General features: G+C 64.1%; 7 protein-coding genes. 2 read left to right on the top strand and 5 right to left on the bottom strand.

Going from position 1 to position 6,058, the window contains the following annotated elements:
* Positions 1-289: hypothetical protein (locus tag I9P22_RS24715; protein WP_233253546.1), on the top strand; the 289-nt coding region annotated here is incomplete at its 5' end.
* Here the strand turns inward: I9P22_RS24715 and I9P22_RS25095 are convergent.
* The 5 genes from I9P22_RS25095 to I9P22_RS22705 form a co-directional block, all read right to left on the bottom strand.
* Positions 227-628: a type II toxin-antitoxin system VapC family toxin gene (locus I9P22_RS25095; protein WP_199262363.1), complete on the bottom strand. Its 402-nt coding sequence runs from the start codon at positions 626-628 to the stop codon at positions 227-229. The two genes, I9P22_RS24715 and I9P22_RS25095, sit on opposite strands and share 63 nt — an antisense overlap.
* The gene (locus I9P22_RS22720; RefSeq protein ID WP_197029483.1) at positions 625-840 is read right to left on the bottom strand and encodes a type II toxin-antitoxin system Phd/YefM family antitoxin; all 216 of its coding nucleotides are present in this window, start codon (positions 838-840) and stop codon (positions 625-627) included. Before I9P22_RS22720 ends, I9P22_RS25095 begins: the two co-directional genes overlap by 4 nt.
* Before the next feature lie 103 nt (positions 841-943).
* On the bottom strand, positions 944-3,253 hold the full coding sequence (locus I9P22_RS22715; protein WP_233253545.1) for an AAA family ATPase: 2,310 nt from the start codon (positions 3,251-3,253) through the stop codon (positions 944-946).
* 336 nt (positions 3,254-3,589) lie between these two features.
* Positions 3,590-4,759: a hypothetical protein gene (locus tag I9P22_RS22710; RefSeq protein WP_199262361.1), complete on the bottom strand. Its 1,170-nt coding sequence runs from the start codon at positions 4,757-4,759 to the stop codon at positions 3,590-3,592.
* Between the two features lie 157 nt (positions 4,760-4,916).
* On the bottom strand, positions 4,917-5,453 hold the full coding sequence (locus tag I9P22_RS22705; RefSeq protein WP_199262359.1) for a hypothetical protein: 537 nt from the start codon (positions 5,451-5,453) through the stop codon (positions 4,917-4,919).
* A 115-nt stretch (positions 5,454-5,568) separates the two neighbouring features.
* Between I9P22_RS22705 and I9P22_RS22700 the strand changes: the two genes are divergently transcribed.
* Positions 5,569-5,748: a ribbon-helix-helix protein, CopG family gene (locus tag I9P22_RS22700; RefSeq protein ID WP_199262357.1), complete on the top strand. Its 180-nt coding sequence runs from the start codon at positions 5,569-5,571 to the stop codon at positions 5,746-5,748.
* Positions 5,749-6,058: the final 310 nt, after the last annotated feature.

Genomic DNA, 6,058 nt, shown 5'->3' with positions numbered 1-6,058 from the left:
ATTGCGTGCCAAGGTCACCTCCCACGTAGAGATGATCTTGAATCACAGCCAGACGCGCAGGGGAATCCTTTTTGTCAACACAACCTACTGCAATCCCTTGTGCGACCAGTTCGTCGTCCGGCCGGATCCGTTCGATGCCAAGGGCCGTCCCAAAAGTGAGGCCACGATCGGCAGAATCAATGTTGCTGGTAAGAAATTATCCTTTATCAATATTTTGTTTGGCGCTTCACCAGATTCTTTCCTTCCATCCCGTAGTCTCATCGAGCCCATCGAAGGCTGCATCCTTTGAGACCAGCGGGCAGGCCATTTCGATGGCCGTTGCGGCGATCATGCGGTCGAAGGGGTCGCGATGTTCCCAGTCAAGCGCCCCCGCGAGCATGGCCATCGCAGCAGTATATGGCGCCACTAGACCGCCTTGTCTGCTCAAGAGCTGAGGCAGGAGTCGAACGTCAGCGTCTGGCAGCGGCCACTTTCCCGCCCGATGCTTCATTGCGATCTCGTGAAATGAGCAGGGCGGCACATAGACCTCTCCCGCGCTTTCGATTGCCTCTCTGGCCGTGACGCTGAGGTCGTTGGATTTGTATAACGCCCAGACAAAGGTATGGGTGTCGATAAGGATTGCGTTCACTCCCAAAGCCGCAGCTCCTCCTCGGACATCGGCTCAAGGAAGTCCGGAATCTTTTCCACCATGCCGTCCATCATTCCGATTCGGAAACGGCGACTGGCGACCGGAACGATCCGCACAACGGCGCGCCCGCTGCGGGCAAGGATCACTTCTTCGCCATTTTCCGCCGCCGCGACAAGCTCGGAGAGCCTGGCCTTGGCCTCGGCAATATTCATTTGCACTGTCATGACGAACCTCCACGGAACATGGACCAACATATGGTCCATGTCGGCGTAAAAGTCAACAGGCAGCGCCTATCGAGACGCTTCCTTGGATTCATCAACATTTACCGTAGGGGCTGGGGGCGTCACCCCTCTGTCTTTCTTGCGGTTGTTGCGCAGGGTGCGCGTTATGGCCTTTGTCCGGGGCAGTATTATTAACCCCGGCGAGCCAGTCCTGCGCCTCCTTTCTGTCCATGTCGCGCGAGGCCATCAGCGCCTCGGCCATCTCTTCGAGCAGGGCGCGATGGGTGCTGAGGAGCTGCGCGGCGCGCTTCTCGGCCGCTTCGAGTTCGCGCTTCACGCGAAACAGCACGTCGGGATCGAGGGCGAGCAGGGTCTCGGGATCGGCGGTCCAGACCGGGCCCTGGGCGCCAAGGCCATAGCGGGTCTGGATCGACGTAGCGATCATCGTCGCCTGTGCCAGATCGGAGTCGGCGCTGCCGCCCGCGCCGGCCGAGACATCGCCGAGGATCAGACGCTCGGCCGCACGTCCGGCCAGCATCTGCACCAGGCGGTCCTGCAGATCCGCCAGGACGCCATGTTTGGCATCCGCATCGAACACCGTGCCGCCGTCGCCATCGCGGCCCAGGAAAATGCGGCGCACCGGGCCGAGGCGAAGGGCGGCGCAGGCGATGGCGTGACCGCATTCATGCAGGGCGACGCGGCGGTCGATGGCGGGATCATGGGTGAGGATGAAGACCTGGCGCAGGTCGTCAAGGGTCATCGCCCGCTTTTGCCCCCGTGCCGTCGCCCGCGTCTGCCGGATCGCGGCATCGACATCGGCGGCAGAGCAGCCGACGGCACATGCGGCGAGATTGCGCAGATCGGCCTCGCGCCAGTTCGGCAGGCAATGCCGGAAGACACCGAAGAGAGCATCGGCATCCGGCAGCGGCAGGGCGACCTTCATGTCGAACCGTCCGGCCCGCAGCACGGCGGGATCGATCAGGTCCGGGTGATTGCAGGTGCCGATCACGATGACGCCCTCTTCCCTGGCGATGCTGTCCATCTCCGCCAGGAATGCATTGATCACCTGGGTGCGGTAGGAGCGGTTGTGCTGATCGCGATCCTCGCGGGAGCCCACGGCATCGATCTCGTCGATGATCAGCACGGTTGGTGCTTTGGCCCGCGCCTCGGCGAAGGTCCGGCGCATCTCGCGCAGCATGTCGCCGAGGTGCCCGGCGGCTTGCCATTCGCCGAAGGTTCCGGTGACGACCGAAAAACCGGCGGAATTGCCCATGGCGCGGGCGATCCAGCTCTTGCCGGTGCCGGGCGGACCGTAGAGCAGCAGCGTCCGGGTCAGGTCCTGCCATGCGACCTCGCCGGTCTTCCATGCGCGGAGGTCGCGCACGATCTGCCGTGCGGCGCGCAGTGCCGGCGTGTCCCCATGGGTATCCTCGAGCCAGGGGCCGTCAGCCGTGGCGCGTGGCGCCTGGACCGTGAGGGCGGCGATCCGTTCTGCGACGGCCTTCGCGGTCGGCGCCCGCATCGCCAGACCAAGGGCCAGTGGCTCCAGGTCAGACAGCGCGACGTCGTCCGGCAGAGCGGCGCGGACCGCGGCCTCGTCGATCCGGCCGGTGGCGCTGTGCGTGGCGCGCAGGGCGGTGATCAGGATCTCCGCCGACAGAGGCGCAAATGCCCGGCGCTGGACAGGCGGGTGGTGCAGCGCCGGCGGTGCCGTCGCCACATCCGGCAGCAGGATCAGGATCGGGACCCGCATGTCGATGGCGCTTGCCAGTTCCGCTGCAAAACTCCGCTCTGCATGTGCGGAGACCTTCTCGTTGAGCAGGTCGGGACCCAGCACCAGCAGATAAGGCTTGTCGCGAGGCAGCCGGCCCATGGACATGGCCAGTGACAAACCGATCGGTAACGCATACGGCAGCAGCTTCTTGAGCGCATCGATCAGGTTGCCCGGGATGCCTTCGATCACGGTGATCGCGCCCGGCACCAGCATCGCATCGCGGTCCTTGATGCTGCCAATACTGGCGGCAAGGCGCAGCAGCGGGATCAGCTTGCCCGCCGGCAGACGGATGCGAGGTTGCGACGCGCCATCTTCGGCCGTCGCGGCAGGATCGCCGCCAGCCTCCGCAATGGCGTGGTGTTCTTCCGGGGAGACGTTCTGCGCGGCGGGGCTGGTGTTCAGGGCATCGAGCGCGGCGGATCCCGGAGGCGACGTGGCGGCTTCCAGCAACTCGGGCAGGTCCATGTCTTCCGGGTCGAGTGCGGGATCCCAGGGCGGGCTCAGCCTCTCGGCCAGTTCGGCCCGCAGGCGGTGGATGGCATGACGGGCCAGGGAAGCCCAGGGCGCGGGATGACGGGTTCCGGATTTGGGGTCAGGGTTGCTGGACGGGGTGGAGATTGTCTGGGTCATGGCGGGATTCCGGGTATGAGAGGGGCGGGCCATCCGGGGATCCGGATGGCGGCAGTATCGGTTGCAGAGAGGGGCGCGATCCCGAGGAGCGGGATGTAACGGCGGTGTCCGGTCCGGGGGCGTGCGGGGATCCGGAAGTCTTCAGGCTTCGGCTGTGTCGAAGCCGATCCGATCCGGATTCCGGGATGTGGGCCTCAGGAGACCTTGGCATTTGTTCGACGTGGGGCTGGCTTCCGGGTCGCGGTGAGGCGCGCAACTCCTTGATTGCCCGCGGCGATATCCGGATCGGCGAAATGGTCTCCTCGCGCGATCCGGATTCGCCCCGTCCGAAAACCGTTATCCGGTCAGGCCCCAATGGCGGCGCAGGATCGGGTGGCGATCACGCGCGGCTGCGATGGGCCGGGGGATGCGGTGCGGGTAGGGTGGTGCCGGGACCAATGGGACCGATGCGGCAGGCGTGCGCGCTTCCGGGTCATCGGGTGCGGCTTCCGGATCGCTGCCACCTGCGGTCCGGGACGGGGTGGAGAGGTGATCCGGATTCCGGGTGCGTGCCGCATCGCTGATCGCCGCCTCGATCCGGTCAAGGGTCTCGTGGAGAATGGAGAGTGCATCTGGCCGGTAGATCTCGGAGACCACATTCATCAGATCTGCGTATTCCGGATGGGGAACCAGGGCTTGCGGATGGTCGCGTTTGAGGCGGGCATGGGCGGCCTTTTCCCTCGTGCAAGCATCATGGCCGGTGGGCATGGCAACGACCCGGAGCACCTCGACAAGGGCGTCTTTGGGAAGCCCCAGCTGGTGACGGTGTCTCTTTACGGGACGAGACGAATATCCAACTTTGAGATAGTGCCTCCTGGTTCCGGGATGACGGATGTCGAGCAGGTAGATGAAGCTGGGCTTGGCGGTCCAGCTCTGCCCGCAACCGGCGCAGTCGCACTGGCCCCATTGCAGATTGGCGCGAGCGATGCGCTGCTCATGCCCGCAGCTGTGGCGGTAAAGCCGATAGGCGGGATTGCCCTGCGGATCGCGGTGGAGGCGTGCCCAGCCGAAACGCAGCGCCTCCTCTTCTTCGCGATGGACCAGGCAAGTCTCGCAGCGTGCCGAAACTGCGCCGGATGCGACACGCTCAACGAAGGTGAACTGGCGCCGCGCCGTGTGGCCACAAGGCAAGCGATAGCGGCCGTAATGCCGATGCGCGGTATCCCGGCCGAGCCAGGTCAGGCCGGCGGCAATGGCGGTCGCGTGCCAACGCGCTTCGATGCAATGCGGGCACAGGGGCTGCGCGGTCATGAGCACGGAGTGGCGCGCCACATGGACCCCGCCGCAGGGCTGGCAGCGCAACGCGACATGCAGGCGATCCTGAACGCGGGCGATCAGGTCGAAGCCTTTACTCCGCGCCGCCTCGGACCAATGGGCATGCAGGTCGCCATGATGAATGACGAGCGGCAGGTCTGAGACCGAAAGCGGGGTGTGGGTGCCGTGCGAAGACAGGATGGTCGTGGACATAGGAAGTCCTCCCGAAAACAGGATGAGAAGATGAAGCCAGACCTCGGGCGCACGCAGGACGTGCGACCAGGAGCCGGTGGCGGAAGAAATGGGACAGGTGCGCGGCTGTGGCTGTCCATCTGTGATGGGCGCCCAAGTCGTCAGATATGTGGGGCGATCAGGCTGCGGGCGCCAGCATGAGATTGGGCGCGTCCGGTTCGATAGCGAGATCGTCCGCCTCAACCATCCCCGTGAAATCCGGGAGACGCGCAAGGGCATGCAGATGCTGTTGGAAGGCCGCAACCATCAGGTCAACGCGCCGTGCAACGGGACCATCACCGGCACAGCGGAAGAAATCGGGGAAACGGTCGGGCAAGGCGAGCATGTCGCGGACCTGTTCCGGGCAGTCGCTTTCGATCAGCATCCGCGCCAAGTCGGCACAGCGCCGGAGCGGCAGATCCTCGCGGCGACAGACCGGCGTTCCGCGCAGAGCGGTGATCCCGTCGAGCACGCGGACCCGGGTCCGTTCGGCGTCGCGGATCCATGCATCGCAGGCCGGATCCCAGCTATCGCAATGCTCAAGGTCACGCTCAGCTTCGATGTAAGCCGCGAGGTCGCGCATCACAGCGCCAAACTGGATGGTGACGGGAGTCGGATGGAACGACGGCACCGCTTCCGAAGGGCGCGGCGAAATGATAGGCATGTGAATAGCCATGAGTGATCTCCTGAGGATCGGTTGTGGTTAGGGCCGGGCAAGGGGGTAGGAGCCCTTGCCTGTGCCCGCACTATATGACACCATTAAACCGTAAATCAAGTATAGATTCGGCAAAATGGAAAAAAAACGCGGACGCCCTCCTGTGGATTCGGAGGCGATCAATCTTCGGCTTCCTCGTGAATTGATAGAAGCCATCGACAACCGCCGCCGCGATGAGCCGGACCTGCCAACGCGGCCGGAAATGATACGGCGGGCGCTGGTCCAGTGGCTGGAGATGACTGGTCCGGGGCGGTGAAGGGTTCGGTTGATCGGCACATGCCTGGGTCCAACGGGTAGACCCGTATTTGATCGTCAATCGGGCTAACGAAATGGCTCCGGCGCTTTCGAGGATGGTCGGGGCCCTCGGTCGCTCATCTCTTCGTCGTTTCCCGGAAGTCGGAAAAGGTTCGTGTCATCCCTTATCTCGGTTGGTGCGAACCAGATATGGTATAAGGCGCTCAGGGTTTGGAATAGGTGTCCATAGGTTGTGTTGACAAAAAGGATTCCCCTGCGCGTCTGGCTGTGATTCAAGATCATCTCTACGTGGGAGGTGACCTTGGCACGCA

Source organism: Paracoccus binzhouensis (genome assembly GCF_016446475.1).
In the GTDB taxonomy this organism is placed as follows: Bacteria; Pseudomonadota; Alphaproteobacteria; order Rhodobacterales; family Rhodobacteraceae; genus Paracoccus; species Paracoccus binzhouensis.
The sequence above is the reverse complement of the archived record's forward strand: the minus strand, read 5'-3'. Positions and strand labels throughout refer to the sequence as shown.

Bases quoted from the DNA above. Each gene is read 5' to 3' on its own strand.
- I9P22_RS22720 (WP_197029483.1), bottom strand. From the start codon at position 840: ATGAATATTGCCGAGGCCAAGGCCAGGCTCTCCGAGCTTGTCGCGGCG.
- I9P22_RS22715 (WP_233253545.1), bottom strand. From the start codon at position 3,253: ATGACCCAGACAATCTCCACCCCGTCCAGCAACCCTGACCCCAAATCC.
- I9P22_RS22710 (WP_199262361.1), bottom strand. From the start codon at position 4,759: ATGTCCACGACCATCCTGTCTTCGCACGGCACCCACACCCCGCTTTCG.
- I9P22_RS22705 (WP_199262359.1), bottom strand. From the start codon at position 5,453: ATGGCTATTCACATGCCTATCATTTCGCCGCGCCCTTCGGAAGCGGTG.
- I9P22_RS22700 (WP_199262357.1), top strand. From the start codon at position 5,569: ATGGAAAAAAAACGCGGACGCCCTCCTGTGGATTCGGAGGCGATCAAT.